At 73.8% G+C, this 25,402-nt stretch carries 24 protein-coding genes; 7 read left to right on the forward strand and 17 right to left on the reverse strand.

Annotation, left to right across the window (positions count from 1 at the left end; translation table 11 throughout):
- Positions 1–108: 108 nt before the first annotated feature.
- Positions 109–762: an endonuclease gene (locus ACFV57_RS08140; protein ID WP_385227009.1), complete on the reverse strand. Its 654-nt coding sequence runs from the start codon at positions 760–762 to the stop codon at positions 109–111.
- Between the two features lie 233 nt (positions 763–995).
- Here ACFV57_RS08140 and ACFV57_RS08145 point away from each other — a divergent pair, with 233 nt between their 5' ends.
- Positions 996–2,030, forward strand: coding sequence for a phosphatidylinositol-specific phospholipase C domain-containing protein (locus ACFV57_RS08145; RefSeq protein WP_385227012.1), 1,035 nt, complete (start codon positions 996–998; stop codon positions 2,028–2,030).
- A gap of 21 nt (positions 2,031–2,051) precedes the next feature.
- Here ACFV57_RS08145 and ACFV57_RS08150 read toward each other — a convergent pair whose 3' ends face one another.
- The 6 genes from ACFV57_RS08150 to ACFV57_RS08175 all read right to left on the reverse strand — a co-directional run bounded on the left by ACFV57_RS08150 (position 2,052) and on the right by ACFV57_RS08175 (position 6,771).
- Complete coding sequence (locus ACFV57_RS08150) at positions 2,052–3,119, reverse strand: trypsin-like serine peptidase (protein WP_385227015.1); 1,068 nt, start codon at positions 3,117–3,119, stop codon at positions 2,052–2,054.
- A gap of 181 nt (positions 3,120–3,300) precedes the next feature.
- Positions 3,301–4,218, reverse strand: coding sequence for a phosphatidylinositol-specific phospholipase C domain-containing protein (locus ACFV57_RS08155; RefSeq protein WP_385227018.1), 918 nt, complete (start codon positions 4,216–4,218; stop codon positions 3,301–3,303).
- Between the two features lie 149 nt (positions 4,219–4,367).
- Positions 4,368–5,411, reverse strand: a complete 1,044-nt coding sequence (locus ACFV57_RS08160; protein WP_385227021.1) for a phosphotransferase family protein — start codon at positions 5,409–5,411, stop codon at positions 4,368–4,370.
- A 60-nt stretch (positions 5,412–5,471) separates the two neighbouring features.
- Positions 5,472–6,230, reverse strand: a complete 759-nt coding sequence (locus ACFV57_RS08165) for a hypothetical protein (RefSeq protein ID WP_385227024.1) — start codon at positions 6,228–6,230, stop codon at positions 5,472–5,474.
- A gap of 9 nt (positions 6,231–6,239) precedes the next feature.
- Positions 6,240–6,404, reverse strand: coding sequence for a hypothetical protein (locus ACFV57_RS08170; RefSeq protein WP_385227027.1), 165 nt, complete (start codon positions 6,402–6,404; stop codon positions 6,240–6,242).
- A 67-nt stretch (positions 6,405–6,471) separates the two neighbouring features.
- Positions 6,472–6,771 carry a hypothetical protein gene (locus ACFV57_RS08175; protein WP_385227030.1) on the reverse strand — a complete coding sequence of 100 codons (300 nt, stop codon included), beginning with the start codon at positions 6,769–6,771 and terminating at the stop codon, positions 6,472–6,474.
- Between the two features lie 280 nt (positions 6,772–7,051).
- On the opposite strand from ACFV57_RS08175, the gene ACFV57_RS08180 reads away from it, so the two are divergent.
- Complete coding sequence (locus ACFV57_RS08180) at positions 7,052–8,347, forward strand: cytochrome P450 (RefSeq protein WP_385227033.1); 1,296 nt, start codon at positions 7,052–7,054, stop codon at positions 8,345–8,347.
- A 14-nt stretch (positions 8,348–8,361) separates the two neighbouring features.
- A complete protein-coding gene (locus tag ACFV57_RS08185) occupies positions 8,362–9,177 on the forward strand; it encodes a thioesterase family protein (RefSeq protein WP_385227036.1) in 816 nt (271 codons plus the stop codon).
- 55 nt (positions 9,178–9,232) lie between these two features.
- On the opposite strand, the gene ACFV57_RS08190 is transcribed toward ACFV57_RS08185, so the two are convergent.
- From ACFV57_RS08190 to ACFV57_RS08220, 7 genes are all read right to left on the reverse strand, one after another.
- On the reverse strand, positions 9,233–9,598 hold the full coding sequence (locus ACFV57_RS08190; protein ID WP_385227038.1) for a hypothetical protein: 366 nt from the start codon (positions 9,596–9,598) through the stop codon (positions 9,233–9,235).
- A gap of 153 nt (positions 9,599–9,751) precedes the next feature.
- On the reverse strand, positions 9,752–10,714 hold the full coding sequence (egtD, locus tag ACFV57_RS08195) for an L-histidine N(alpha)-methyltransferase (RefSeq protein WP_385227041.1): 963 nt from the start codon (positions 10,712–10,714) through the stop codon (positions 9,752–9,754).
- Entirely contained in the window at positions 10,711–11,466 is a 756-nt protein-coding gene (gene egtC, locus ACFV57_RS08200; protein ID WP_385227044.1) for an ergothioneine biosynthesis protein EgtC, read from the reverse strand. Before egtC ends, egtD begins: the two co-directional genes overlap by 4 nt.
- Before the next feature lie 67 nt (positions 11,467–11,533).
- On the reverse strand, positions 11,534–12,850 hold the full coding sequence (gene egtB / locus ACFV57_RS08205) for an ergothioneine biosynthesis protein EgtB (RefSeq protein ID WP_385227047.1): 1,317 nt from the start codon (positions 12,848–12,850) through the stop codon (positions 11,534–11,536).
- Complete coding sequence (gene egtA / locus ACFV57_RS08210; RefSeq protein WP_385227050.1) at positions 12,847–14,208, reverse strand: ergothioneine biosynthesis glutamate--cysteine ligase EgtA; 1,362 nt, start codon at positions 14,206–14,208, stop codon at positions 12,847–12,849. Before egtA ends, egtB begins: the two co-directional genes overlap by 4 nt.
- Before the next feature lie 263 nt (positions 14,209–14,471).
- Positions 14,472–15,974 carry a carboxylesterase/lipase family protein gene (locus ACFV57_RS08215; RefSeq protein ID WP_385227053.1) on the reverse strand — a complete coding sequence of 501 codons (1,503 nt, stop codon included), beginning with the start codon at positions 15,972–15,974 and terminating at the stop codon, positions 14,472–14,474.
- Positions 15,975–16,098: 124 nt separating this feature from the next.
- A complete protein-coding gene (locus ACFV57_RS08220) occupies positions 16,099–16,995 on the reverse strand; it encodes an MBL fold metallo-hydrolase (RefSeq protein ID WP_385227056.1) in 897 nt (298 codons plus the stop codon).
- A gap of 225 nt (positions 16,996–17,220) precedes the next feature.
- On the opposite strand from ACFV57_RS08220, the gene ACFV57_RS08225 reads away from it, so the two are divergent.
- Positions 17,221–20,055, forward strand: coding sequence for an AAA family ATPase (locus tag ACFV57_RS08225; protein WP_385227059.1), 2,835 nt, complete (start codon positions 17,221–17,223; stop codon positions 20,053–20,055).
- Positions 20,056–20,106: 51 nt separating this feature from the next.
- Positions 20,107–20,622 carry a hypothetical protein gene (locus ACFV57_RS08230; RefSeq protein WP_385227062.1) on the forward strand — a complete coding sequence of 172 codons (516 nt, stop codon included), beginning with the start codon at positions 20,107–20,109 and terminating at the stop codon, positions 20,620–20,622.
- Between the two features lie 265 nt (positions 20,623–20,887).
- On the opposite strand, the gene ACFV57_RS08235 is transcribed toward ACFV57_RS08230, so the two are convergent.
- Both ACFV57_RS08235 and ACFV57_RS08240 read right to left on the reverse strand, forming a co-directional pair.
- Positions 20,888–21,451 (reverse strand): AAA family ATPase, encoded by a 564-nt coding sequence (locus tag ACFV57_RS08235; protein WP_385227065.1) that lies wholly within the window; start codon positions 21,449–21,451, stop codon positions 20,888–20,890.
- A 7-nt stretch (positions 21,452–21,458) separates the two neighbouring features.
- Positions 21,459–22,070, reverse strand: a complete 612-nt coding sequence (locus tag ACFV57_RS08240) for a CGNR zinc finger domain-containing protein (protein WP_385227068.1) — start codon at positions 22,068–22,070, stop codon at positions 21,459–21,461.
- Positions 22,071–22,182: 112 nt separating this feature from the next.
- On the opposite strand from ACFV57_RS08240, the gene ACFV57_RS08245 reads away from it, so the two are divergent.
- Positions 22,183–23,058 (forward strand): alpha/beta fold hydrolase, encoded by an 876-nt coding sequence (locus tag ACFV57_RS08245; protein WP_385227071.1) that lies wholly within the window; start codon positions 22,183–22,185, stop codon positions 23,056–23,058.
- A 42-nt stretch (positions 23,059–23,100) separates the two neighbouring features.
- Here the strand turns inward: ACFV57_RS08245 and ACFV57_RS08250 are convergent, their stop codons facing one another.
- Positions 23,101–23,937: a class I SAM-dependent methyltransferase gene (locus tag ACFV57_RS08250; protein WP_385227074.1), complete on the reverse strand. Its 837-nt coding sequence runs from the start codon at positions 23,935–23,937 to the stop codon at positions 23,101–23,103.
- 332 nt (positions 23,938–24,269) lie between these two features.
- On the opposite strand from ACFV57_RS08250, the gene ACFV57_RS08255 reads away from it, so the two are divergent.
- The gene (locus ACFV57_RS08255; protein WP_385227077.1) at positions 24,270–25,391 is read left to right on the forward strand and encodes a selina-4(15),7(11)-diene synthase; all 1,122 of its coding nucleotides are present in this window, start codon (positions 24,270–24,272) and stop codon (positions 25,389–25,391) included.
- Positions 25,392–25,402 lie beyond the last annotated feature (11 nt).

Raw genomic sequence — 25,402 nt, forward strand, 5'->3', positions numbered from 1 at the left:
CGGGCGGGGTCTGTGTTCTGGGTTACGGTTTTTGCTGGGGTTCCTCGGCGGGGGCCCCGGGCCGCGTTGGGGGTGGGGGTCCGCCGGACGCCGTTCTCCACCGGCCGCTCACTTGGTGTCGCGGATCTCCTGCGCGCCCTTCTTGTCGAGCGCCGCGCGCACCAGCGCCGCGGCCAGCACGGCGGGCTCCGCCCTCCCGGTCTTCCCGGCGGCCTTCAGCAGCGCGTCGGGCGAGGTCGGCAGCCCGACGCGCTCCGCGCCCTGCAGGGCCTTGGCGTCCAGGCGCGGCGCGAGTTCCGGCCACACGGCCTGGGCCTCGCGCAGGAAGATGTCGATGCCCGCGGGGCCGAGGCCGGGGACCTCGCGCAGCAGCTTGCGCAGCCGGTCGGTGTCGCCGTCCGCGGCGTCGCGCATCCGGCGCAGGTCGCCGCCGTACTGGTCGAGCAACAGCTCGGCGCCGTCTCCCAGTTGGGTCGCGGTGCGTTCGTCGTAGCGGCGGTAGCCGCCCTCGCCGAGGGCGTCCACCCGCTGCTGCCAGGTCGCTTCCTTCATCCGCCGCGCGTTGCGCAGCCCCGCCTTCGACAGCGCGCGGCTCGCGGCCACCGCGATGCCGGCCTGGATGCGCGCGCTGAGCAGGCAGGACAGGACCAGCAGCTGGTACAGCGGCTGCGGCGTGTCCTTGAGCCGGATACCGGCCTCGTCCGCGTAGGTCCGGCCGTAGGTGTCCAGGAGGGCCCGGACCCGGGCGCGCTCGCCGCTCATGGCCGCCCCCGGAGTGCTGTGTCGTGCAGAGGTGTGTCCACGGTGTCCACGATGCCGTACAACTCCTTCCCGTCCCGGTTTGCTCGCTCTTCACGGCGTTTCCCGGCCCGCGTACCCACCCGGTGGCCGCGCCACCCGTCAACTCCCGTACGCTGCTGCCTCGACCGGAGGGGCTGGTGATCCCGGAGCCGCAGGGGGCTGCCGGGGGGCCAGTGGAGTGAAAGCGGGGGAACATGAGCAGAACACGACGCGCGGGAACGGCCGCTGCCGCGGCGGCGGTGGTCGTCGCGCTGGCGAGCCCGGCCGGCGCGGCACAGCCCGCCGGATCGTACGGCGCCACCACGTCCGTCGGCGTCCACAACGCCTACGAGAAGGCCAAGTACCCGTACTTCGCCGACGCGTTGGACTCCGGAGCCGGCCTGCTCGAACTGGACGTGTGGACCAACGCGCTCGGCAAGTCCTGGCGGGTCTCGCACAGCAACCCGTTCGGCAACAACAGCAACTGCGTGAACGCCGCCACCGCGGGCGAACTGCGCACCAAGGGCCGTGACCAGGACCTCGGCGGCTGCCTCGCCGACATGAAGGCCTGGCACGACGCCCACCCCGGCCACCGGCCGATCACGGTCAAGGTCGAGATGAAGGACGGCTTCAACGACAAGGGCGGCCGCGGCCCAGCCGCCTTCGACGCGCTCGTCCGCTCCCGGCTGGGCGACGCGGTGTACGGGCCCGGCGACCTGGCCGCCGGGCACCGCGACCTCGACGAGGCCGTGCGGGCGGGCGGCTGGCCCGCCCGCTCCGCGCTGAACGGCAAGTTCCTCTTCGAGCTCATACCGGGCACGGTCGAAGAGAAGAATCCCCTCGACGACCTGTGGACCGACCGCGAGTACGCCATCCACCTGAAGAACCTCGCCGCCCAGGGCAAGCTGGGCCAGGCCACCGCCTTCCCCGCGGTGCACGGCGCGGCGGCGGGCGACCCGCGCACCCGCTACACCGACACGGCGCTGCGCCCCTGGTTCGTGGTCTTCGACGGCGACGCCGCGACGTACCTGAAGAACGGCATCGACACCGCCTGGTACGACAGCCGCCACTACCTTCTGATCATGACCGACGCGCACCAGGTGCCCCCGGTCATCGACGGCACCAAGCCCACCGAGGCCGAGGCGCTCGCCCGGGTGAAGCAGCTCGCCGCCGCCCACGGCAGCATCGTGACCGCCGACTGGTACCCGCTGCCGAAGGTCCTCAAGACCGTGGTGCCGCGCGGCGCGTAGCGCCCGCACGGCCGCGCCGCCTCAGACCCGTTCCCCGGCGGCGCGGCGGTAGAGGGCGGCGGTGTCCGGGCCGAACCAGCTGCTGTACGACGTCTCGTCGTCGCCGCCCTCGTCCAGGCCGCCGATGACGCCGGTCACCGTACCGAGGCCGGTGTTCGGGTCGATGCCGGTGAGCATCGGACCGCCGCTGGTGCCGTTGGGGAATCCGGCGCAGTCGAAGCGCAGCTGGCCGGGCACCGCGGTGGTGGTGTTCTGGCAGCCGACGGGGCTCTCGCGGTCGTCGGGATAGCCGACGGTCCGCGTCGGCAGACCGGCGGGCGGGGAGAAGCGGATGCGCTCGGCGCCGGTCAGGTCCTCGACGCGCCGTTCGCCCGACCCGGCGCCGTGCGGGCGGCGCACCCGCAGGAACGCCACGTCGTGCGCGGCGTCGCGGTGCTCGGCCCAGCGCGGGTCGACGTCGATACGGGACGGCACCCAGACGCCGTAGGGCAGGACGCCGTCGTGGTAGCCGGGCGCGAAGACGAGGTTCGTACGGAAGCCGCCGTCGTAGACGCAGTGCGCGGCGGTGACGACCAGGTCGCCCGCCGGGGAGTGCACCACGCTCGCGGTGCAGTGGTGGTCGGCGTCGCCGTCGGCGCCGGGCGAGAACAGCGGGCCGACGGCGGGGGAGACGGCCGCCGGGGTGGCTTCGAGGGGCCGGGAGACGGGCAGCCCGGCCGTCTTCTCCGGCGCCGCCGCCCGGCCGGCCTCCGGCTCCCGGTCCGTGGCCGCTGTCCGGTCCGAGGCCGCTGCCCCGCCTCTGGACGCGCGGGTGGTGGCGCGCGGCGGGCCGGGGCGTTCGGTGTACGGGCCGGAGAGCAGCGAGTCGGCCGCCGCGTCCCCGTCGGCCGTTTCCCCGGCGTACGAGCCCGTGGCCGGATCGCCGGACGCCAGGAACCCGCCGTGCGCGAAGGCCCGTACCGCCAGGACCGTTCCGGCGCAGGTCAGGGTGAGTGCGGCGCAGAGGCCGAGGGCGGCGGCCCGGCGGCGCTCGCGCGGCCCGCCCGGGGCCGGGGGCCGCAGGGCGCGGCCACGCTCGGTCGTACTCACCAGCAGATCATACGGTTCCGGCGCGAGACGCCTTTCGCCCGGGGCCCGCTCCCGTACGGGCGCCCCGATACCGCTCAGGCGCCGAGCGCGCGCCTCGGCATCGGGGCCGGCACCGGGGCCATCCCGCCCCTGCGCCGCGTCCCCCGGCAGTGCGAGGAGACGTGGCGAAGTCGTCGCGACCTCACGCCCGGATATCCCTGTTGTGCCGGATCAGCGTCTCGGCCAGGCCCAGTTCGTTGGGGAAGTCCATCGGCACGATGCCCAGCCCCGTCCACCCGCCCGCCTCCGCGCCGTTCAGGAAGTCCTTGACCCGCGGATTGAGGCGGTCCGCGTTGGAACGGGGCGGCAGCAGGGCCGCGGTGCTGACGTAGTTGACGAACAGCTTGCCCGGCTCCTTGACGGCCTTGCGGAACTGCCCCTCGACCAGCGGATACTTGCGCAGCGGCTCGGCCATGTAGTCGTCCTGGACGTCGAAGACGCCCGGATCGGCGTACCGCACCCCCGGCAGCCCGTCCGAGTCGGCCAGCAGGACGACCTTCCCCCGGGCCTGCCCGAGCGAGGGCAGCGTGCCGTCCAGCCGGAACAGCGACCGCCATCCCTTGCCGTCCAGGTAGCTGTCGAAGATCCGCCGGAACTCCGCCGCGCTCTCCTGCGAATACTCCTGCTTGACGCGCATCAGCACGGTCTCCGACGGATGCGCCTGGAGGAACGCCCGGCACGCCACCAGCACATCGTCGAACATCAGGTTCTGGTAGAACGCGCCGTGGTGGATCGCGAAGACCGAGTCGACGGCGCGGCAGCGCACGTCCAGGAAGCGGATGCCGCTGTCCAACTGCTGCGCGACGGTGGTGTTCTGGCAGGCGACCCACGGGCCCCCGTACCGCGCCCCGGAATCGTGTGTACCCGGGATGGAGAGCCGCCGCATCGCCGTGCTGTCCGGGAGCGCCGACATCCAGTCCTGTACGGAGACGGCGCGCCGGGCCCGCCCGGACGCGCCGCCGACGGGCGTGACCGCGGCGGCCTGCCCGCTCCCGGGCCCCGCCAGTACCCCGACGGCCGATACCGCTGCCGCGCCCTTCAGGAATCCCCGCCGGTCCATGCGTCCACCCCGGTCTCTCTGCCGCTCTGCCGCCCCTGCGCGAACAGATGATCGCAGCATCGAAGCACAGGAAGGGCACGCTGAACAGGCGGTGGCATGAACGGGCCGGGAAGGGCGGGCCGCGTCGGCGACCCTGCGCCGTACTGGCGTCAGTCGTCCTCGGGGCGCTCGCGTGGCGGCGGCGTGAGGGCGGGCCAGCGGTCCAGCAGCCGGGCGCGCATCGCGTCGGCGAGACGGCTCAGACCGAGCAGATCGTCACGTACGGCGGTGAGCCGGGCGACGACACCGAGCCGGTGCGCGAGCCGCTGCCGCGCGGTGACCGTGCCCCACGTCCAGTCCTCCTCGGGAAGCCGGGAGAGGTGGTCGGCGGCTCCGCGGTGCGCGCGCTGGACCAGCGCGTCGCCCCGGATCAGCCAGCCCGCGCACGCGTCGACGAGGTCGCCGGGCGGCGCGCTGCCGGCCGCCGCCTCCCAGGCCGCCCCGTACGCGGCTTCCGCCTCGCGCAGCAGCGGCTCCGGCGTGTCCGTGACGCACCAGCAGGTCGGGAAACCCATGCGCAGATAGGCGAGTTCGGACAGGCCGCTGCCGAGGCAGGCCTGCTCGAAGTCGATGAACCGGATGCCGTCCGGGCTGTGCAGGTCGTTGCCCGGGCACGGGTCGCCGTGCAGCAGAGCGCGGCCGGGCGCGGTACCGAGCCGCCGCAGCAGGCCCGCCAACTCGGCGTCCGTCCCGTCCGGCACCGGGACCGCGAGGCGGTCGGCCAGGCCGAGGAAGGCGTCGATGTCCGCCCGTACCGGCCCCGACCAGGCGGGCAGCGTCACGTCGTGCGCGGGTACGGACGTGCCGGCCGCGTGCAGCCGGGCCAGCGCCGTCGCGTAGCCGACCACCCAGTCCGGCGACGGCCGCCGGTGGGCGACGTGCTCCAGCACCAGGACGCGCGCGACCGGGTCGGCACCGAGCAGCCGCGGCACCACGGGCGGCGTCACCCGCGAGGCCAGCCGCAGCGCGGCCACCTCGCGGGCGAACCGCTCGTCGGCGTCCGCGCCCTCCACGGCCTGCTTGACCACGGCGGGCGCGCCGCGCAACTCGACGCGCCACACCCGGGAGCGCGGACTGCTGCTCAGCCGCACCGCGTCACGGGCGGGGCCCAGCAGGCCCCGCAAGGCGTCGGTGGTCGGCAACTCCGTGGACATGCGCGCATGATCGCACGGGGAGAGCGGCGACGCGCGGGAATTACGTGCCCTCCGCGCCCCTCACAAGTGCGGGAACAGATCCGTGAACGGGTCCGCCGAGGCCGAGATGCCCCGGCTGAACGGCGCGTCGAAGTCCCACACCAGGAAGAGCAGAAAGGCGATCAAGGCACTGAAGAGCCCCGCCATCAGCAACTCGCGCGCCGACCGGCGGATCTGGAGGGTGAAGATCAGCCCGATGGTGATCGCGGCACCGGTGATCAGCCCGAACCAGACCACCGGCGGCAGGGCCGGATCGATGCTCTCCGCCCGCGCGTTGCGGGCGTCGTCCGCCGCCGCGACCTGGTCGAGCAGCGGCTGATAGGACTGCGCCTCGTAATCGTCGCGCGGCCGGTAGTCGGTCACATCGGCCCGCACCTTCTCCAGCAGCTGACCGCCCCGGTCCGTGACCTCCCCCCGTTCGGCCATGGCCGGCCACTCCTTGTGGACGACGTGGGTGACATAGGTGTCGACGTCCGCCCGGATGCGGTCCCGGGTGGCCTCCGGGTAGGCCCGCACCCGTTCGCTGACCTCGTGCAGGGCCTGCGCCTCGGTGCGCACAGTGTCCTCGGCGGCGCCCCGGGCCTCCCACACCCCGGCGATGGCGAGGCCGAGGACGATCGCGTACACCACCCCCACCATCATGACCATGTACTCGATGACGTCGGGTGTCTCGGACGGGTCGTCGTCGTCCCCGATACGGCGCTGCTTGAGGACCGTGATGGTCAGCACGACGGCGCAGACGGCGGCCATCGCGATGGTCAGGACCAGCCATTCCGACAAGGTGGCCTCCTACGAGGAACGGCGCCCGGACGCACCGGACGAGCTGGACGAACGGGGACGCAGCGCGGCGGCCGCCAGCACGGCGGGCGCGGTGAGCAGCAGCATGGTCGTGACGGGCGACCGGCTGTTGTGCTGCTTACGGGCGGACGGGGCGTAGTTGCGGGGCAGCGCCACCGGCGGCGTAATCGCCGTGGGGCGCGGTGACGTGGGCCGGACGCCCGGCGGCGGGGGAGCCGCGGATTCACCGGGCCTTGAGCGGGACGGTACGGGCGTCTGCCCGGGAACGGAGGGGGCAGGCGTCCCGCGCTGCGGGCGCGACGGGGTCGGGGAGGGCGTGGGGCGCTGGGACGGAGGTGCGGTCTGGGTGGGCGTGGGGGACGGCGGAGAGGTCTGAGTGGGTGTGGGGGACGGCGTAGGCGTGGTGGTGGGTGGCTTGGTCGGCGTCGGCGTCGGCGTTGGTGTCGGCGTCGGGCAGGACCAGAACAAGTCCCAGCGCCAGCCCGGCGGCATCGGCCAGCCGGTCGGCAGCTCGCAGACCCACTCCCAGCCCGGTGGCGCCGGCCGGCCGGGCTGCGCGCGCACCGATCTGTCCGTACAGGTGTTCGCGCACGCCTCGGCGGGCCGGGCCGGTGCCGCGCGCGCCACGGACGGCGTCGACAGCACTGCGAGCGCGACCAACAGCGGTAAGAGAAGCACCGCAGGTTGGAGGCTGCGGAAACGTTGCGATCCCTTCACGCCGTGATGTTGCACAAGGCGGGTCACCGTCAGCCGCCCGGCGGGCCCGATTCCCCCGAACGATGGAATATCGTACGTTCGCCTGCGTGAGAGCTACCGACGTGTTCACACCCCGGACGTACGCCACCGCGGTCCCCTACGACCTGTTCCGACAACTGCGCGCGACCCGGCCGGTGAGCTGGACGGAGGAGCCGGCGGTCGACGGCTGGCCGGCCGGACCCGGCTACTGGGCGGTGCTGCGCCACGCCGACGTCAAACACGTCCTGCGCACCCCCGAGGTCTACTCCTCCTACCTGGGCGCCACCCAGATCCGCGACCCCGACACCGAGGACGACCTCGCGTTCGTCCGGACGATGATGCTCAACCAGGACCCGCCGGACCACGCGCGCATCCGCCGCGTCGTCGCCGCGGCCTTCACCCCGCGTGCCGTACGGGAGTTGGAGGAGATCATCGACGCGCGGGCGGGACACCTGGTGGCGGAGGTGGCGCAGGCGGGCGAGGCGGACTTCGTGACCGCCGCGGCCGACCTGCCGGTCTGGACGCTGGCCCACGTCATGGGAGTGCCGGAGGAGGACCGGCAGTTGCTCGTCGACTGGTCGAACCGCGTCATCGGCTACCAGGACGACGCGTACGCCACGTCCAGCACCGCCGACCCAGGCCGGCTCAGCCCGATGGGCCGCGCCGCCCTGCGCCACCGGCCCGCCCCCGCGCTCCGCCCGGACGGCCGCCCCGTCAACCCGCGCTCCCGCCGGGCGCTCGCCGACATGTTCGCGTACGCCCACGCACTGGCCGAAAACCCGCGCCCCGGCAGCGTCATGGCCCAGCTGCGGCAGGGCGGCCTGAGCCGCGCCGAGTTCGAGAACATGTTCTTCCTCTTCGCGGTGGCCGGGAACGAGACGCTGCGCAACGGCATCCCGGGCGGCCTGCTCACCCTCCTCCGGCACCCGGACCAGTTCGCCCGCCTGCGACGGCAGCCGGAACTGACCGGCAGCGCGGTGGAGGAGATGCTGCGCTACTGGCCCCCGGTCATCGACTTCCGGCGCACCGCCACCCGGGACACCGAACTGGGCGGCCGGCGCATCCGGCGCGGCGACAAGGTCGTCGTCTACCACGCCTCCGCCAACCGCGACGAGACCGTCTTCCCCGACCCGGACCGCTTCGACATCACCCGCACCCCGAACGACCACGTCAGCTTCGGCTTCGGCCCGCACTTCTGCCTGGGCAGCCACCTCGCACGCGTACAGATGCGGGCGGTGGTCCGCCACGTACTGGAACAGCTGCCCGCTCTCGAACTCGCGGGGGAGCCGGTCCGGCTGGTCTCCAACTTCCAGAACGGCCTCAGGCACCTGCCGGTCAGGCATTGCCCCGAGCGGCGGGTGTGAAGTAGGCAGTCCTCATGACTGATCTTTGGCCGGCCGGGCCGGAAGCGGGGGACCAGGCGTTCTACAGGAGCCTGGGGGACGGCCGCTACGAGAGCACGTCCGCCACCGCGGGGCCGTGGAGCGCCAAGACGCAGCACGCCGGTCCGCCCTCGGCGCTGCTGGGCCGGGCCCTGGAGGGGCACGAGGCCCGGGAGGGGTTCCGTGTCGCGCGCGTCACCGTGGAACTGCCGCGCCCGGTCCCCGTCGGGGAACTGCGCGTCCAGGTGCGCACCGTACGTTCCGGCGGGCGTACGGAGCTGGTCGAGGGCGAGCTGACCTCGGACGGCGAGACGGTGATGATGGCACGCGCATGGCGCATGGCCGCCGGACCCGCCGACACCCCGCGGCTGCGGCCGGAAACCGACCCGCCGCCCCTGCCCGGCCCGCAGGCGCCGCACACCATGCTCGGCGCGCACCTCGACGGATACATCGCCGCCATGGAGTGGCGCTTCGGGCCCGGACAGAACTTCGACACCCCTGGGCCGGGCACGGTCTGGGCGCGTCAGCGTGTTCCTCTGGTGGCCGGTGAGCCGGACACACCGCTGTCCCGCGCGCTGACCCTGGCCGACAGCAACTGGGCGGTCTCCTTCGAGCTCGACCACGTCCGCCAGTTCGTCATCAACACCGACATCACGCTGGCACTGCACCGCGAGCCGGTCGGCGAATGGCTGTGCATACGGTCGTCGACGGCCGCCAGCCCCGTCGGCTCGGGGCTGGCGGCCGGTCAGCTCGACGACACGGCGGGCGACTGCGGCCGCATTCTGCAGACGCTGCTGGTCGCCGGCCGGTGACGCGGCCGGGGCGGCCCGTGGACGGGCCGACCCGGGGCGTTCCGAAAGGCGCGGCCTAGCACTTGCGCAGGGTCCCCGACGAGTTCTTGATGTTCCCGGCGTACACCCAGCCGGTGTGCTGGGTGCCCGCGACCCGACCGAAGATCCACTTGTTGTTGTGCTCGTTGCGCAGGTAACACCAGTAGAAGAACTTGCGCCCGGAGGCGTACGACTTGGAGGCGCAGTCCTTGTACGGCATGGTCCTGACCGGCGTCCTCCCCTTGAAGTAGCCGTGGCCGCCCGAGTTGTTCCGCACCACCGACGTCCAGTCACAGTGACCGGCGGTGACGGCCTCGGCCGTGGTCGCGCTCAGTCCCACGAGGCTGCCGCCCAGGAGCGTGCCGGCTGCCGCCAGTGTCGCGACGCGCTGTGCGATCTTCATAACTCTCCCCAAGAGTGCTGAATTCGTACACTGCACTCATACTCCACCGGGGCCACGCCTGTACGAGGATGCTTTTCGGTCATTGTGGTGCGAGTGGGACGTAAGGTGCTCCGTGGGGTATCCGTGCCACCCCGCCCCCGGGGTGCGCGGAGATCAGGTCCGTACGGACAGGGACAGCGCGAAGCGCTCCGCGTCGTCCGTCCACCACCGGCTCAACGCGAAGCCCGCGGCGCCCAGTTCGTCCCGTACCCCCTCCTCCCGGAACTTCGCCGAGATCTCCGTCCTGATCTCCTCGTCCGCGGCGAACGGGACCGCCAGGTCCAGCGCCGGGATCTTCACCGTCAGTTCCCTGCGGGCCCGCAGCCGCATCTCGATCCACTCGTGCTCGGTGTTCCACACGGTCACGTGCCGGAAGTCGGCCGGGTCGAAGTCGGCGCCCAGTTCGCGGTTGATGACGCCGAGGACGTTCTTGTTGAATTCGGCGGTGACGCCCCGGGCGTCGTCGTAGGCGGCGACGAGGGTCCGTTCGTCCTTGACGAGGTCGGTGCCCAGGAGCAGGGCGTCGCCGGGGGACAGGAGGTCCCGTACGGAGTGGAGGAAGGCGGCGCGTTCCTCGGGGAGGAGGTTGCCGATGGTGCCGCCCAGGAAGGCCAGGAGGCGGGGGCCGGGGGTGCCGGGGAGGGCGAAACCCTGCTGGAAGTCGGCGACCAGGGCGTGGACGGTCAGGTCCGGGTGGGCGGCCAGGAGGGCTTCGCCGGCCGCGGTGAGGGCGGACTCGCTGACGTCGACCGGGACGTAGGTGTCCAGGCCGGTCAGCGCCGCGATGAGGTGGCGGGTCTTGTCGGAGGAGCCGGAGCCCAGCTCGACGAGGGTGCGGGCGCCGGTGGCCGCGGCGATGTCGGCGGAGTGGTTGATCAGGATTTCGCGTTCGGCGCGGGTGGGGTAGTAGTCCGGCAGGGTGGTGATTTCGTCGAAGAGTTCGCTGCCGCGGGCGTCGTAGAACCATTTGGGCGGGAGTTGTTTCGGGGTGCGGGTCAGGCCGTGGGCGACATCGGCGCGCAGCGCGGCCGTGGTGGCGTCGGCGGGCAGGGTGCGGGTGACGCTGAGGGGACTCACGCGGCGGGCTCCTTGAGCGGGGTGAGTAGGACGTCGGTGGGCGTGGCCGCGAGCAGGGTGTACGCGGGAACCTCGGTCCAGTGGGGGGAGTCGTCGTACGGCTCGGAGGCGACAGTGGTGCTGCGGCCGGGCTCGGCGCGGTAGTACAGGGAGTCGCCCCAGGTGGTGGCGGCGATCGTGGTGCCGTCGGTGAGCAGCAGGTTCAGCCGGGCGCCGGGCGCGGCGGCGGCGACCGCCGTGACGGTGTCCGCCAGTGCCTCGGCGGGTTCCAGGCCGGCGTCGAGCCGGTGGTGCACCAGCGCCCACAGGAAGGCCGAGTCGCAGCGGGCCTGGAGGGACAGCAGCCGGTGTGCGGGCAGTTCGGCGGCCAGGTCCGCCAGTGAGCCGGGCCAGCCCGGCACGGCGCCGTTGTGGCTGAACAGCCACGGCCCGTCGGCGAACGGCGCGGCCGCCGCCTCGGCGTCCGCGCCCGCGAAGGTGGCGTCCCGGACGGCGGCGAGCAGCGCGGTGGTCCGCACCACCCGGCACAGGTCCAGGACGCCGGTGTCGGCCCAGATGGGCCCGCCCCTGCGGTACCGGGCGGGCACCGGGTCGCCGGGCGCGTACCAGCCGACGCCGAAGCCGTCCGCGTTGACCGTGCCGTGGTTCTGGTGGCGCGGCTGCCACGACTGGCGGTACAGGCCGTGGGGCGGCGCCGTGATCAGGGCGCCGAGCGGCAGCTCCGGCCCCAGGTAGGCGATGTGACGGCACATCAGCAACGCCTCCCGGGGCCGGTCCGCGCCGCGGGTGGTTCCTCCGGCGGGACCGGAGCCGGGGCCCTCACGCGCCCGCCGTGCCGGCGTCGCGGGCGGTGCGGAAGCCGGAGAAGATCTGGCGCCGCACCGGCAGGTCCCAGTTGCGGAAGGTGCCCCGGCAGGCCACCGGGTCGACGGCGAACGAACCGCCGCGCAGCACCTTGTACGGCCCGCCGAAGAACACCTCCGAGTACTCCCGGTAGGGGAACGCGGCGAAGCCCGGATACGGCAGGAAGTCGCTCGCCGTCCACTCCCACACGTCGCCGATCAACTGCCGTACGCCCAGCGGAGACTGGCCGTCCGGGTAGCTGCCGACGGACGCGGGGCGCAGGTGCCGCTGACCCAGGTTGGCGTGCGACGGGCCCGGGTCCTCGTCGCCCCACGGGTAGCGGCGCGACCGGCCGGTGGCCGGGTCGTGCCGGGCGGCCTTCTCCCACTCCTCCTCCGTGGGCAGCCGCCGCCCCGCCCACCGCGCGTACGCGTCGGCCTCGTACCAGCTCACGTGCAGTACGGGTTCCTGCGGCGGCACCGGCTCGGTGACGCCGAAGCGCCGCCGCAGCCACCGGCCTCCCTCCCGGCGCCAGAACAGCGGCGCCGTCAGCTTGTGTTCGCGCACGTGGTCCCAGCCCTCGGCGGACCACCAGCGCTCGTCGTCGTACCCGCCGTCGTCGATGAAGTCCTGGTAGGCGCCGTTGCTCACCGGAGTGGTGTCGATGAGGAAGGACGGCAGCAGGCGGCGGTGCGCTGGGCGTTCGTTGTCCAGGGCCCACGGTTCGGTGGAGGTGCCCATGGTGAACGGGCCGCCGGGCACGAGGACCTCGGTGGGCAGGATGCCGTCGGAGGTCACCGGCGGCTCGGGCGCGGTGAGCGCCGCCGGGCCGCGGCGCAGCTGGTGGGTGATGAGCATGGTCTCGTCGTGCTGCTGCTCGTGCTGCGCGATCATGCCGAACGCGAAGCCGGCGTCGAGCAGCGGCCCGCCGCGCAGCGGGCTGCTGTCGAGCACGTCCAGCACCCGGCTCCGTACGTCCGTCACGTAGCCGTGTGCCTCGGCGGGCGGCAGCAGCGGCAGGGACGGGCGCTCGGCGCGCGGGTGCTCGAAGGCGTCGTACACGCGGTCGATGTCGGGGCGCAGCGCGTCACGCCCGCCGACCGCGCGCAGCAGCCACTGCTCCTCCTGGTTGCCGATGTGCGCCAGGTCCCAGACCAGCGGCGACATCAAGGGGGAGTGCTGCGCGGTGAGGTCGTGGTCGTCGACGCAGGTGGTCAGCAGGCGGGTACGGTCGCGCGCGGCGAGCAGGGCACGCGCCGCGCGTTCCCGGAGCGACTCGGGATCGTGGGTCACAGACTGTCCTTCCCAGGAGTGAGCTCGTCCTCGTACGCGGCGTCCACCGCGGCCGGCACGCCGGTCGGCGGCGCGGCTCCGGCCGGCCAAGGCGGTGCGGTGGCCGGCGCGGTCTCCTCGGCGTACGCCCCGTCCAGCAGGTCGTCCGCCGGGCAGCGGCCCCGCGCCACATAGCGCTCGGCGAACCGGGCGACCGCGTCGCTCACCTCGGCCCGCGCGCCCAGCCGCGGCAGCGCCTCCTGCGCGATGGCGAAGCAGGCCAGTGCGGCGGCCTGCAGTTCCGGGTCGGTCAGCGCGCCCCGGGTGGCGTGCCGCCACAGCGGATTGCGCGGCGCCGGCCGCGTACCGGCCGTCTCGGCGAGGGGCTTGACCACGCGGTACGCGCTCTCGGCGGCCTCTGGGTCGTCGAAGAGCGCGGCCGTGACGGCCAGCGGCACGATCCAGCCGCCGTCCCCCGGCTGCGCGTCGATCATGCGCAGCTCCAGGTGCCCGCGCGGCCGTACGGGCGGGAAGAGCGTGGTGACGTGGTAGTCGAGATCCTCCTCGGTGGGTGGGCGCGGCGCGCCCGTACGGACCCAGTCGCGAAACGTCAGCCCCTCGGGCGCGTCCCACGGGCCGTCGTCGCCGCGTACGCACATCACGGGCGCGTCCAGGACATACCCGGCCCAGGCGGCACGCGGGTCCGGGCCGTCGGGCGGGGCGAGGGTGCGGGCGGGGTCCATCTGCGACCACACCACCTGGCGGGTGGAGCGGTAGCCCGTCGGGCAGCCCTCGCTGACGGGTGAGTTGGCGAAGGCGGCGACCAGGACCGCGCCCAGCAGATGCGCCAGCTTCCAGCGGCGCCCGAGCCCCAGCGGGCCGGGCTCCTCGTGCCCGGCGTCCACACAGACCTGGACCGAGGCGGTGCCGCACATCATGGACCGGCCGGCGCCGCCCCAGCGGTCGAAGTACGCCTCCATGGCGTTGTAGCGGGGGTCGGTGAGCACCCGGCGCGGCGGGTGCCAGGGATTGTGGCCGTGTCCCGCCATGCCGAGGCCCATCTCCCGCATCGCGGGGCGTACCAGGGCCAGGTCGGCCGAGACGGCCTCGACGCATGCGGTGATGGATGTGGCGGGCAGCGAGCTGAGCTCCAGCTGGCCGCCGGGTTCGAAGGTGAGGGCCGACCGCAGGGGGAGGGCGCGGAGTGCGGCGGCCGCTTCGCGGTGTCGTACGGGGTCGACGGGACATCGGGGGTTGTGGGCGTCGTGCACGAGCCATTCGATCTCGACGCCTATGTAGCGGGGTGGTCCGGTCTTGAAGCAGATGCCACGCAGGTGGGCCTCCAGCTCCGCCTCCGTGACCGACGGCCGTGCAGGCATGGGCTCCAACTCCCTCGGATCGGGACGGCGGCTGCCGTCCGACGGCGGGGTCGCCGCCCTCCACCTAATCGGGTGCGGGCGGTGCACTCAAGGGCACATTCTCGTCCCCCCGGTGCCGGTGCGCGAGGGCACCCGCGCGTGTCTGTGCGGCCCCGGGGCCCGCGCACCCGCTCCTGCCTGGGCGTTTACGGTGACACAAGTGATGCGGAGGTTTCGTGTCTTTGTGCGAATTTGGTGAGGGGCGGGGTGCGCGGGGCCCCGTATCAGGCCCAGACCTCCCGTTCCGGGCGTCGGGGATCGTCGAGCGGGGACCACTCGGCGTCGATGCGCATCGTGGTCCGGCGCCCGGTGTCGTACGGGTCCCAGCCGGGACTGCCGGTCGCGGCGAACCGGACCCAGCTCCCGTGCATCCTGGCGGCCAGCTCCTCGGGTGGCGCGTCGGGGCCGAGCAGGGCGGCAGGCCCGCGCAGCCGGGACAGATGCGCGAGGTCGAAGACGAAGGGCAGCTCCATAGCGTGGGCGGCGCCGAGCGTCGCGTCCAGCGCGGAGGAGCGCCATGCGAACTCGTAGGCGAAGGTGACGGCCCCCTGACGGGCGGCGTGGGAGGCGTGGGCGGCGGCCAGGGCCCGGCTGCCCGCGCCGAACAGGGCGTCGGTCATGACGGCGGACCGCAGGGCCCCGAAGGATGCCTTGGGGCGTGCCGTCCGGTACGTCTCGACGAGCCGCGCCGGGTCCGGGTGCGAGCGGGCCGCCACCGCGTCGACGTCCGCGGCGGTCGAGGTGGTGTAGCGCCCCACCGGGGCCAGGTAGAGGTTGCCCTCCTCGGCGTTGGTCCCGATGAGCAGGTCGGCGCCGGCGCCGTGGCCGGCGGCGACGGATACGGCGGGCTGGGTGGCCAAGACCAGGCCGAAGGGGCTGAGGCCGAGCAGCGGGTCGCGGTCCGTTTCCGTCCGCAGGTCGATGCCCGTGACCCGGGACGCGGCCGCTACCAGGCGCTCGTCGCCGATGTCCGCGAAGGCGTCGGCGCGCGGCTCCACGCCGAGCGCCGTGGCCGCCGCCCGGGTGACGCGGGCGGCCTGCTCGGGCGTGAACGCCCCCAGGCCGCTGCCGCTCTGGACGATCGCCCGGCGGAAGAGGCCCGCGGCCTCGGGGGCCGCGAGGACGCCGCCGACGAGGGTCGCCCCGGCCGACTGGCCGAAGAGGGTGACGCGGTCCGGGTCACCGCCGAACGCGGCGATGTTCTCCCGCACCCAGCCCAGCGCGGCGACGACGTCGAGCAGGCCGCGGTTGGCGGGCGCGCCGGGGAGGTCGAGGAAACCGGCGATGCCGAGCCGGTAGTTCAGGGTGACGAGGACGACGCCGTCGCGGGCGAAGGCGGCGCCGTCGTACAGGGCGGACCGCGTCGATCCGGCGACGTACCCGCCACCGTGGACGAAGACCATGACGGGCAGCCCGCCGCCCGCGCCGGCGGGGGCCCAGACGTTGACGGTGAGGTAGTCCTCCCCGCGGCTCCAGCCGTCGCCGAAGTAGGGCGACATGTCCAGGCTGCCGAGGTCGCGCGGGGACTGCGGCGCGTTGGGGCCGGGCGTGGTGGCGTCCCGTACGCCGTCCCACTTCGCGTGCGGCCGTGGCGGCGCGAACCGGCCGGCGCCGCGCGGAGGGGCGGCGTAGGGGATGTTCAGGAAGACGGCGGAGCCGTCGCTCCGGCGCAGACCGCGGACCGCGCCCTGCGCGGTGGTCACGACGGGGTCGGGGCGGTGGTTCACGAGTGGTGCCTTTCCGTGGGGCTCAGCTCTGCTCGGTGTACGGGGGCGTACGGGGGCGAAGGTTTGCCGGGGCGCAGGCGTACGGCTCGGAGGCCTACGGGGTGGAGGCGTACGGCCCGGAGGTTCACGGGGCGAAGGGGGCCCAGCCCTTGATGGCGAACCCGTTCCCGTCGCGCACCACCTCCGCGGCGCCGTGGCCGCCCAGGTGCGCGGGGATCACGAGTGCGTTGGTGTCGGCCGCCCGGCCCAGCACCTTGCGGCGGGTGGCGCGGGCGCCCGCGGGGTCCTCGCAGAAGCAGCTGTTGGCATCCGGTTCGAGGATCTGCGCCGGGCTGTGCAGCAGGTCGCCGACGAACACCGCGCGGTCCGGGCCGGAGGCGAGAGTCAGCACCGAGGAGCCGGGGGTGTGCCCGGGAGCGGCGTCCAGGCGGAGGTTCGCGTCGATCCGGTGGCTGCCCTCCCACAGCTGTGTCAGACCGGCCGCGTGCACCGGTGCCACGCTGTCCTCGAAAACGTTCTGGTTTCCGCGGCCGAGCCGCGGCCGGTGGCCGTTCAGGGGATTCCAGAAGTCGAAGTCGTCCTTGGGCATCAGATAGGTGGCGTTGGGAAAGGTGGGGACCCAGTCCCGCCCGTCCAGATACGTGTTCCAGCCGACGTGGTCCACGTGGAGATGCGTGTTGATCACGATGTCCACGTCCTCGGGCGCGACACCGGCCCGCGCGAGATCCCCCAGGAAGCCGGTGTCCAGACGGCTCCAGACCGGCGAGTACGGGCGCTCCTTGTGATTGCCCACCCCGGTGTCGACGAGGATCGTCCTGCCCTCGCTGCGCAGCACCCATGTCTGGATCGCGGAATTCACGATGCCGGTCCCGGGGTCCAGGAAATGCGGCGCCAGCCAGGAATGGTCCTGCCACACGCCGTCCGGTATTCCGGGGAAGAAGGTGGCCGGCGTCATGTCGACGGGGCCGAAGTATTCCCGTACGCGGGTGATGGTGACGTTGCCCAGCTCGATGGTTTCCATGAAATGCCTTCGGTGTTCGTGCGAATGGGGGATGTGCGGGAAGCCGGAATATCCGGGGAATTCGCGGCTGTCCCGGAAACCGTACGAACGGGCCGGTCCGCGCGGTATCCGTCACCTGACTGCACCCGCCGGGAGGCCCGCCCGGACACCGGCTCCGCCGCTTGTAGCCTGGGCGGGACGAGGCAAGGCGGCTCCGGCCCGGGAGCCCACGATTCTGGAGACCCCGTGGACGAGCACGCAGCGGCCGTCGGTGTGCCCACGGGCCGGGAGCCGGACGTGGGGGAGCCGGCCGTCGGCTGGGAGCCGCACGCCGAGGAGCCGGTCGTCGGCCGGGACGCGGAACTGGCCCGCCTCTTCCGTACGGTGGACGCGCCGTCGGCCGCCGGCCCGGTGCTGGTGCTCGTCGGGGACCCGGGTGCCGGGAAGAGCGTGCTGCTGGGCGCCGCGGCACACCGGGCCGCGGCGAAGGGCGCCCGCGTCCTGCGCGCCGAGGGCAGCGAGTCGGAGGCGGGCCTGGCGTTCTCCGCGCTGCACCAGTTGCTGCGGCCGGTACGGGCCGAGGCGGACGGGCTCCCGGTGAGGCAACGCCAGGCGCTGCACGACGCCTTCGGTACGGGGCGGTCCCTGTCGGTACCCGACCCCATGCTGACCGGGGTCGCCGTCCTGGGCCTGCTGTCGGCCCTGGGCGACCGGGGGCCGGTGATCGTCGTGCTGGACGACGCGCAGTGGTGCGACCGCGCCTCCCTGGACGCGCTGTCCTTCGCCGCCCGACGGCTGGCGGGGGAACCGGTCACGATGCTGCTGGGCACCCGGACCGGCGACCACCCACCGGGATTCGGCCGCCACGTACCGACGCTCACCCTCGGGCCGCTCGACGCCGCCGCGGCCCGCCGCCTGCTGGACCTCCAGCCGTACGGGACCACCGGCCGGACCCGGCAGTCGGTCCTCGACCAGGCGGACGGCAACCCCCTCGCGCTGATCGAACTGGCGAGGGCGGCAGCCGCATCCGGAGAGCCGCCTTCCATGGGCCCTCTCCCGCTCACCGACCATCTTGAGCGGATCTTCGCCGCCCGACTGCACGGCCTCCCGGCCCCCACCTCGCGGGCCCTGCTGCTCCTGGCCGCCACGGACGGCGCCGACTCCACGGGCACTGCCGCGGCCGGGCTGCCGCACGCCGAGGACGGCGCGTGGCAGCCCGCCGAGGAGGCCGGGCTGGTCCTCCGCACCGGCCGGGACATCCGGTTCCGCCACCCGCTGATCCGGTCCGCCGTGTACTACGCGGCGCCCTTCGCCGCACGGTGCGACGCCCACCGCACACTCGCCGGGATGCTGCGGGACGAGCCGGACCGGCGTGCCTGGCACCTGGCCGCCGCCTCCCCGCACCCGGACGCCGCCGTGTCGGCGGAGCTGGAACGGACCGCCAACCGGGCCCGCCGCCGCGGCGGTCACGCGGCGGCGGCCCAGGCCCTGCAACGCGCCGCGCAGCTCACGCCGCGCCGCGAGGACAGCGCCCGGCTGCTGGTCGAAGCCGCCGGTGCGGCCGTGTTCACCGGCGACATCGCCTGGGTCGAGGAACTGGCCGCAGCGGCCCGCGCGCGCACCGACGACGTGTCGCTGCTGGCCGCCGCCGCGGTGCACGCCGGGCGGCTGGCGGTACTGACCGTGCGTCACAGCGCGGTCTTCACCCGGCTCGTCGACGCCGCCGAGCAGCTGGCGGCCTCGCAGCCGGCCACCGCCCTGGACCTCCTGGCCGGAGCGGCCGTGGTGCGCTTCTACTCCGGAGAGGACGCCCAGCGGCTCCGTATCAGGGCAGTCCTCCGGCTGATCCCGGAGCACGGCTCAGACGCATGGCTGCGCACCTGGGTAAGGGCCGTGTCGGACCCCCTCGACGCCAGACCCGAACTCATCTCCCGGCTGCCGCGGACGGCCGCCGACGCGGCGCGCCGGCCGGACCGGCTCACCGCGCTCGGGGTCATGGCGTGGCTCCTGGACGAGACCCCGCAGGCCGCCCGTGCCTTCGACGAGGCCTTCGACCGCTGGAAGGCGCACGGGGCCCTGCCCGAGGGGCTGGAGGGCGCCGCCGCCTGGACCTACGTGGAGCGGGGGAGATGGGACCAGGCCCGCGAGGTCTGCGCCCGTATGGCCGCGGTCGGCGCCGCCGCCGGCCTCGACCACGCGGTGGCGTGCGCGGCCGCGGTGGACGCCACCGTACTGGCCTACCAGGGCGACGCGGCGGCAGCGCGTGCCCGGGCCGACGAAGCGCTCGCCCTGATCGATCCGCTGGAGAGCCGCTCGGTGACCGTCTACGCCCGTCGTGCGCTCGGGGCCGCCGCGGCAGCGGAAGGCGCGTACGAGGCCGCGTACGGCCAACTCCGCTCGGCCTTCACGGCGGACGGCGCGCCGGTCCACTACCACGCCTCCTACCCGGCCCTCGCGGACCTGGCCGCCGCCGCGGTACGCAGCGGCCGCCGCGAGGAGGCCGCCGCGATCGTCGAACGCTGTGCCCGCGAGCTCGGGGACCACGCCCCGCCCCGCCTCCGCGCGCTGCTCGGCCGGGCCCGCGGTCTGCTCACGGAGCCCGGGGACGCCGAGCCGCACTTCCGGGCGGCCCTGGCGGACCGCACGTCCGGTCACCGGCCCTTCGAACGCGCCCAGACCCAACTGGACCTCGCCGAGTGGCTGCGGCGCCGTCGGCGCATCGCCGAAGCGCGACCGCTGCTCACCGAGGCGCTGGAGACCTTCCGGCGCCTGGGCGCGCGCCCGTGGATCGAACGCGCCCGTGCCGAAGCGCGCGCCGCCGGCCTCGACGTCACGGCCTCGGCCCCCGACGCCCTCGCCGGACTGACCCCGCAGCAACAGCAGATCGTCAGGCTCGCCGCCCGCGGGCTGACCAACCGCGACATCGGCGAGAAGCTGTTCCTGTCGCCCCGCACGGTCGGCTCGCACCTGTACCGGAGCTTCCCCAAACTGGGCATCACCGCCCGCTCCCAGCTGCGTGACCTCGTCGAGGACACCCTCGTGGCCGGCCCGGCCGACGGCCCCTCCACAGCGGTTTCCTGAGCCGGACCCACGTACGATCTTCCGGCACGGGACGGCGTACGAGGGGACACGATGACGGGAACGGGAAGAAGCGGCCGGCGCGCCAAGGGCGCGCGGCCCCTGGCGGTCTTCGACCTGGACGGCACGCTCGCCGACACCGGGCACCGCCAGCACTTCCTGGAGCGCAGGCCGCGCGACTGGAAGGGCTTCTTCGCCGCGGCACCGCAGGACCCGCCGCTCGCGCCGGGCGTGGAACTGGCCCGGGAGAGCGCCGAGGAGTGCGAGGTCGTCTACCTGACCGGCCGCCCCGAGCGCTGCCGCCGGGACACACTGGCCTGGCTCGGACGGCACGGCCTGCCCGAGGGCCGCCTGTACATGCGCCCGAACGACGACCGGCGCCCCGCCCGCCACACCAAACTGGACCTGCTGCGCCGCCTCGCGGGCAGCCGCGAGGTACGGCACGTCGTGGACGACGACGAACTGGTCTGCGACGCCTGCGAGCAGGCGGGCTTCCCGGTCGTACGGGCCCGGTGGGCAGCCCCTTCCACGGCCCTGAAGGACGCCCAGGAACGCGAGGGCCGCACGTGATCGGCGCGGGTGCAGGGCGGTGACGGCGCGGGTGGGCGGGTGGCGGAGGGCGACGGACGGCTACGTCGCGACGGTACCGTAGCGTCGCTACGGGCCTGAGTGGCGGTCGTGACGTGACGTCGCAACGAGTCCGTAGCGTCACGACGATCCGGTAGCGTCGCGACGGGCATGGGTCGCCCCTGACGTCGCGACGATGCCGTAGCGTTGCGGCGAGCCCGTGCCGTTACGACGGTCCGGTAGCGTCACGACGGTCCCCGGCCGTCCCTCACCCCTCGAACCGGAATCGGCGGGCCGCCTGCGCGGCGTCGATGCCCTGGGTGCGGCCGGGGACCTCATGGACCGCGGAGATGCCCTCCGCCAGCAGGTGCCCGGTGCGGGCGGACTCTCGTACCAGTGCCGCGTACGCGGAGATCTCCGCGTCCGGGATCTGTTTCGCGCGCTCCCGGCTCTGCAGGAGCAGGACGGGCTCGCACGGCGCGAACCGCAGCGCGGTCACCGGCACGCCGAACTTCCAGGCGATGGCCACCAGTCGTTCCCGTCCTCGGGGCAGCGCGTTCGTCGCGTCGATCAGGACGGTGCGCCCCTCGTCCAGCCGCTCGGCGACCCTGCGGTCGCGCTCCTCGAAGACCAGCGCGTCCACCGTCTCCCGATCGACGCCCGGGCCGAACAGTTCCTCGGCGATGGCGTCGCTGGACACGACGGCCTCGGCGGGCAGCCGGCCCTGGGCGACCAGTTCCCCGGCGAAGGTGCTCTTCCCGGCGGCCGGCGCCCCGACGAGCAGTACCAGCCCGGCCGGGACCACCACGGGGGTGTCGCCCGCGCCGTCCATCGCGCCATCATCCACCGCCGTCCCGCCGGGGTGAACGCCCCGCCCGTACCTGGTGGCGGCGGGCCTTCGCGCGGTTGCCGCACAGCTCCATGGAGCACCAGCGGCGGTTGTGCGCGGGGGAGCGGTCGACGAAGCGCAGGGCGCAGCCGTCCGCGCCGCACACGCGTACCCGCCGGACCTCGGGCGACGGCAGCAGTGCCACCGCGTCCTGGGCGACCAGGGCGAGGCCCGCGGCGAGGTCGGCGCGCACCGGGCCGGGCGTCGTTGAGTTCACCAACGTGCCGTCCACGATGGCAAGTTGTGGCGCGGGGAGGGGGAGTGCGGCCGCTGTCCGGTTCAGGAGGGCCAGGTCGGCCGAGGTGGGGAGTGAGCCACTGGCCGCCGCGAGCGCCGCCCGGTCCAGCGCGTCACGCAACTCCCGTGCCAGGGCGAGCGCTTGAGCGTCCCGCGCCGCCGCCGGGCGGGCCGTGACGGGCAGCCCGGCCCACTCCAGCCAGCGCCGCAGGTCCTGCGGCACGAGCAGCGTCTCGCGCGGCGTGCGCAGCCGGTCCCGCAGGGTGTTGACGAAGTCCAGGCATATCCGCCCGCCGTACCGGAGCCACGCGTCCTCGCTCGACATGCTTGCCACTCTACTAACCCCCTGAGAAGGTTAGGCGGGCGCGGACCGTCGGCCGGCCGTGAAGTCGGCAGTCGGTGGATCGGTACAGGAACCGCATGGGAGGGAACGGACGGTGGACGTGGACGGTACGAGCACGGGTGTGGCCCAGGTGGACGGCGTACGGCTGCACTACACCCGGGCGGGCTCCGGCCCGCTGGTGGTGCTGCTGCACGGCTGGCCGCAGACTGCCCGCTGCTGGCAGCCGGTCCTCGGCGAACTCGCCCGGCGCTACACGGTGGTCGCGCCCGATCTGCGGGGCTACGGCCGCAGCGACAAGCCCGTCACCGGTTACGACAAGCGGCGGATGGCCGCCGACATGGCCGGTCTCGTCGAGTCGCTGGGCTTCGCGCACGCCAGTGTCGTCGGACACGACCGAGGCGCGCGGGTGGCGCACCGCTGGGCGCTGGACCGGCCCGAACAGGTGGAGCGGATCGTGCTCCTGGACATCGTGCCGACGCGCGAGATGCTCCGCCGCCTGGACAGCACGATCGCCGCCGGATACTGGCACTGGTTCTTCCACCTCCAGCCCGACCTGCCCGAGCGGCTGGTCGGCCCGGACGTCCGCGGCTATCTGGAGTACTTCTTCGAACGGTGGACCTACAACCGGCACGCGCTGCCCGACGAGGCCGTGGACGCGTACGTGGCGGCGTTCTCCCGCCCCGGCGCGCTGCGCGCGGGCTTCGACGACTACCGGGCCACGGAGGCCGACACCGCCCTGGATGACGCGGACTTCGCCGAGGGGCGGCTGCTGACCGTTCCCGTACTGGCCCTGTGGGGAGCGGTCGGGCTGCCCGCGAAGCTGCCGACGCTGGACATCTGGCGGGACCATTCCGCCCGCCCGGAACAGGTCACCGGCGCCGAGATCCCCGAATGCGGCCACTTCATCGCGGAGGAGGCACCACAGGCGCTGCTCGCACACCTACGCGACTTCCTGCCGAAGCCCGACTGACGGCGCCCGCCCCGCCCTGCTTCCCACGCCCGCCCCGCTGCGTCACACCCGCCCACTGCCCACCAGGGCGGAATGCGGCAGCACCAGCCTCCCGTCCGCCCCCGCGAACTCCGCGCACAGCGCGTCGTACCGGTGCCTGATCTCCGCCACCGTCGCGGGCGTTTGGCTCACCACGACCTGTCCGACCGACGCGACCCCGGCGGCGGGACCGCTCCACCACTCCTCGGCGCCGGCCCGGTGCTCCCAAGTGAGCGTCCGGCAGCGCACATCGGCAAGGCCCGCGTCGCGCAGCAGAAGGGCGAAGCCCTCCTCCGTGCGCGCGAAGTCGTCCTCGGGGGCGAGCGTGGGCAGGTGGTCGGGCCGGGAGACGCCGGCGGCTCGAATAGCACGTCCGAACAGGGCCTGGCCGGGTGCGGGTGGTGTCGCCCAGATGGTGAGCGCGATCCGGGCGCCGGGGCGCGCGACCCGGCGCAGTTCGGCGAGCGCGGCGCGGGGGCGCCCGACGTGGTTGAGGACGAAGTTGCCCACCACGGCGTCGAACCGGCCGTCGGCGAAGGGCAGCCGGGGCAGTGCGGCGACGCACACGGCCGCATCCGCGGCGGCCGAGGCCGCGCGGGCGGCCATACCGGGGTCGGCGTCCACGGCCGTGACCGCGGCGCCCCGTTCAACGGCGGCGCGGGCCGCGGCTCCGGTGCCGGTCCCGGCGTCGAGTACGCGCAGGCCGGGCCGTACGTCCGCGGCGTCCAGCAGCGCCGGCACCGGGTGGGCGCAGAGCGCGGCGAAGCTCCGCTCGTACGCCTCCGCCCGCCCGGCCCAGGCCCGGCGTTCGGCCTCGTCGAAGGCCGTGACATCCGTGGACACCCGCACAGCACGCACCATGCCCCCTCCCACGCCCCCCAGCCCCTTCCCCTCATCCCCTCCCACGCCTTTTCCCTCCTCCCCCGGGGGCCTCCCGGCCACCGCCGACCCCCCGTCAGAACGTCGCGCCCACCCCGCCGTACGGGGTGCGCGGCCACCCCGAATAGCAGAAATGACCGGGCGCCCACAAGAACCGGACGCCCCCATTCCGAAACTTGTCATAGACACGAAGACGCTATTGGATCAGGGGCAAGGGGTGCGTACTATGCGCCATAGTTCACGAGTCAAAGACCGGCATGTCTGTTTCCAAATCCGGCCGACTGTGCCATATCGATGCTGAGAGGTGGTCAGGCGTGGGACCCGAGCTGACCGTTCCGCCGACCTACTCGCCCATACCGCCCGCCATCCACCCCCGGCACGTGGAGATCGAGGCCTGGACCACCGCTTGGGCGAAACGTTTTGCCATAGGTTCCGACGAATTGCGCGGCCGGCTGGTCACCCACGGAATCGGCGGTTTTTCCGCCCGCATCCTGCCCGACGGACGGGAGGAGGTCGTCTCCCTCCTCGCCGACTTCGTCCTGTGGCTCTTCGGCGTCGACGACGGCTACTGCGAGGAGAGCGACCTCGGCCACGACCCCGGCGAGCTGACCGGCGTACTGCACCGGCTGCTGCGCGTCGCCCAGAACCCCGAGGCGCCGACCCTGCCGGGCGACAGCCTCGCCGAGGGCCTGCGCGACCTGCGGCACCGCGTGTCCCGGCACGGCACCGCCGGCCAGGCCGCCCGCTGGATCGACGCCCTGCGCGAGTACTTCTTCTCCGTCGTGTGGGAGGCGTCCTACCGGCGCTCGGGCACCGTCCCGAGCCTGCCGGACTACACCCTGATGCGCCTGTACGACGGGGCGACCTCGGTCGTCCTGCCGATGCTGGAGATGGGGCACGGCTACGAACTCCAGCCGCACGAGCGCGAGCACACCTCCGTGCGCGCCGCGGCCGAGATGGCCTCCTTCATCATCACCTGGGACAACGACATCTTCTCCCACCACAAGGAGAGCCGGGGGACGGGCTACTACCTCAACGTCCTGCGCGTCCTGCAGAACGAGTACGGCACCTCCCAGGACGAGGCCCTGGCCACGGCGATAGCCCAGCGGGACCGCGTGATGACCCTGTTCATGCGCCTGTGCGCGCACCTGCGGCAGCAGGCCAGCCCGCAGCTGCGCCAGTACCTGCACAACCTGGGCACGTTCATCCGCGGGTCCCAGGACTGGGGCATCACCTCCCGGCGCTACACCACCCCGGACGACCCGGCCCGGCTGCCGTCCACACTGCGCTCCACGCCCACCGACGACAGCCACGCGCCCCTGGACATCCCCGTCATTTCCTGGTGGTGGGGCCTGGTCCCGGCCGCCCACGCCCCGGCGATGGGAACGGACGACGGCGCGCGCCCGCGCGCGTGGGCGGCGCAGCCCGCCGGCTGACCGCTGCCCTT

The organism is Streptomyces sp. NPDC059788 (genome assembly GCF_042732265.1).
GTDB lineage: Bacteria > Actinomycetota > Actinomycetes > Streptomycetales > Streptomycetaceae > Streptomyces.

Excerpts from the sequence above, each read along its gene's own strand:
- ACFV57_RS08140 (WP_385227009.1), bottom strand. The coding sequence starts at position 762 with ATGAGCGGCGAGCGCGCCCGGGTCCGGGCCCTCCTGGACACCTACGGC.
- ACFV57_RS08145 (WP_385227012.1), top strand. The coding sequence starts at position 996 with ATGAGCAGAACACGACGCGCGGGAACGGCCGCTGCCGCGGCGGCGGTG.
- ACFV57_RS08155 (WP_385227018.1), bottom strand. The coding sequence starts at position 4,218 with ATGGACCGGCGGGGATTCCTGAAGGGCGCGGCAGCGGTATCGGCCGTC.
- ACFV57_RS08160 (WP_385227021.1), bottom strand. The coding sequence starts at position 5,411 with ATGTCCACGGAGTTGCCGACCACCGACGCCTTGCGGGGCCTGCTGGGC.
- ACFV57_RS08185 (WP_385227036.1), top strand. The coding sequence starts at position 8,362 with ATGACTGATCTTTGGCCGGCCGGGCCGGAAGCGGGGGACCAGGCGTTC.
- ACFV57_RS08190 (WP_385227038.1), bottom strand. The coding sequence starts at position 9,598 with ATGAAGATCGCACAGCGCGTCGCGACACTGGCGGCAGCCGGCACGCTC.
- egtC (WP_385227044.1), bottom strand. The coding sequence starts at position 11,466 with ATGTGCCGTCACATCGCCTACCTGGGGCCGGAGCTGCCGCTCGGCGCC.
- egtA (WP_385227050.1), bottom strand. The coding sequence starts at position 14,208 with ATGCCTGCACGGCCGTCGGTCACGGAGGCGGAGCTGGAGGCCCACCTG.
- ACFV57_RS08220 (WP_385227056.1), bottom strand. The coding sequence starts at position 16,995 with ATGGAAACCATCGAGCTGGGCAACGTCACCATCACCCGCGTACGGGAA.
- ACFV57_RS08230 (WP_385227062.1), top strand. The coding sequence starts at position 20,107 with ATGACGGGAACGGGAAGAAGCGGCCGGCGCGCCAAGGGCGCGCGGCCC.
- ACFV57_RS08235 (WP_385227065.1), bottom strand. The coding sequence starts at position 21,451 with ATGGACGGCGCGGGCGACACCCCCGTGGTGGTCCCGGCCGGGCTGGTA.
- ACFV57_RS08240 (WP_385227068.1), bottom strand. The coding sequence starts at position 22,070 with ATGTCGAGCGAGGACGCGTGGCTCCGGTACGGCGGGCGGATATGCCTG.
- ACFV57_RS08250 (WP_385227074.1), bottom strand. The coding sequence starts at position 23,937 with ATGGTGCGTGCTGTGCGGGTGTCCACGGATGTCACGGCCTTCGACGAG.